At 74.6% G+C, this 2,230-nt stretch carries 2 protein-coding genes; both read left to right on the forward strand.

Annotated features, from left to right (window positions below; all coding sequences use genetic code 11):
• A partial coding sequence (locus tag DW309_RS06095) for an FAD-binding oxidoreductase (RefSeq protein ID WP_136044857.1) occupies positions 1-1,461 on the forward strand: 1,461 nt, incomplete at its 5' end.
• Position 1,462: 1 nt separating this feature from the next.
• Positions 1,463-2,230, forward strand: a 768-nt coding sequence (locus tag DW309_RS06100) for a diacylglycerol/lipid kinase family protein (RefSeq protein WP_136044858.1), incomplete at its 3' end; no start/stop codon positions are given.

Below are 2,230 nucleotides of genomic sequence, written 5' to 3' on the forward strand. Positions count from 1 at the left end.
GTCCGACCGAGCGCGCTCACCGACGACGACCGGGCGGCGTTCGCGGCCGTCGTCGGCGTCGACGGGGTGGACCACGCGGACGAGGCGAGGATCCGTCACGCCGGCGGGCGCTCCACCCCGGACCTGCTGCGGCGCCGCGAGCACGAGCAACGCGTGCCGGACGGGGTCGTGCTCCCCGCCGACCACGCTCAGGTCATGGCATGCCTCGCCGTGGCCGGAGAGCGCGACATCGCGGTGATCCCCTACGGCGGGGGCACGAGCGTGGTCGGCGCGCTGGATCCGGAGCGCGGGCCGCACCGCGCCGTGATCAGCCTGGATCTGCGCCGCCTGCGCGGCCTGCTGCGCGTCGATGCGCTCAGCGGCGAGGCGGTGTTCGCGGCCGGGACGACCGGCCCCGACGCCGAGGCGCAGCTGGCAGCGCACGGGCTCGAGCTGGGACACTACCCGCAGAGCTTCCGCTATGCGACCATCGGCGGCTTCGCGGCCGCGCGTTCGTCGGGCCAGAACTCCGCAGGGTACGGACGCTTCGACACCATGGTCACCGGGCTCCGGGTCGCGACACCGACGGGCGACCTCGAGCTCGGCCGGGCTCCCGGATCCGCCGCGGGACCCGACCTGATCCGGCTGTTCCTGGGGTCGGAGGGCATCTTCGGCGTCATCACCGAGGTCCGCGTGCGGGTGCACCCCGTGCCGGCCGAGCGGGTGTTCGAGTCATGGTCGTTTCCCGACTTCGCGCACGGAGTCGACGGACTCCGCCGCGTCGCGCAGCACGGCAGGGGTCCCACCGTGATCCGTCTGTCCGACGAGGCCGAGACCGCCGTCGGTCTCGCGCAGGTCGGCCGGATCGGGAAGGCGATCGCGCGCGGCGCCAGCGTCGTGACGGTGTACGAGGGCGATGACATCGACGCGCGGCGCGCCCGGACGACCGCGCTGCTGCGCGCGGCGGGCGGGACGTCGTCGGGCGCAGGGGATGCGGAGGAGTGGGCGGCCGGCCGATTCGACGGGCCCTACCTGCGCGACTCCCTGCTCGACGCCGGTGTGTTCTGCGAGACCCTCGAGACCGCCACCACCTGGACGGGGCTCGCGACGCTGAAGGCCGCGGTCGAGACCGCCCTGCGCGAGGGCTTCCGCGACGCGGGGGCCCGGTCGACCGTGATGTGCCACGTCTCGCACGTGTACCCCACGGGGGCGTCGCTGTACTTCACCGTCCTGGCCGGGATCCGCAGCGATCCGCTCCCGGTGTGGACGACCGTCAAGGCACGCGTGAACGACGCGATCCTCGCGCACGGGGGCACCATCAGCCACCATCACGCGGTCGGACGGGATCACGCGCCCTGGCTGGCGCGGGAGCTCGGGCCGGCCGGGATGCGGATCCTCGCAGCGATCAAGCGCGAGCTCGACCCGCAGGCGCTCCTGAACCCGGGCGCCGTGATCCCCGCTGCCCTCCCGGCGGGGGACTGACGTGGGCCACATCGCGGTGCTGTCGAACCCCCGCGCGGGCAAGGGGCGAGGCCGCCGTCTGACCGAGCTCGCGGTGGCACACCTTCGACAGCGCGGCGCGAGCGTCAGACTCTACGTCGGGGACTCGGCGGCGGACACGACGGCGCTGGCGTCTGAAGCCCTCGTGGGCGGGCCGGACGGGCTCGTGGTGGTCGGCGGGGACGGCACGCTGTCGGGGATCCTCGATGTCGTGTGCGCCGCCGCCGTCCCGATCACCCTGGTGCCCGCGGGGACGGGCAACGACCTCGCCCGCGCGCTCGGCCTGCCGCGACACGACGCCGCCGCAGCCGTCGAACTCGCCCTCACCGGCACGCCCCGGGCGATCGACGTGGGTGAGGTCGAGACGCGCGCGGGTCGTGCCGCCTTCCTCACGGTCGTGGCGTTGGGCTTCGACGCGAGGGTGAGCGACCGCACCAACCGTCTGCGCTGGCCCTCCGGCGCCCTCCGGTACTACCTGGCCCTGCTCATCGAGCTCGTCCGGCTGCGGCCGCTCGACTTCACCGTCACGGTCGACGACGAACGGCCGATCACCGCCCGGGGGACTCTGGTGGCCATCGGGAACACGGCCAGCTACGGCGGAGGCATGCCGGTGTGCGTCGGCGCCCTGCCCGACGACGGGCGGCTCGACGTCGTCCGCGTGGCACCGCTCGGCCGCGCCCGACTGGTGCGGCTGTTCCCCCTCCTGCTGCGCGGGGCCCACCTGGCCCGCCCCGAGGTGCAGCACACGGCA

The sequence above is a fragment of the Microbacterium sp. K41 genome (assembly GCF_004794395.1).
GTDB classification, from domain to species: Bacteria; Actinomycetota; Actinomycetes; order Actinomycetales; family Microbacteriaceae; genus Microbacterium; species Microbacterium sufflavum.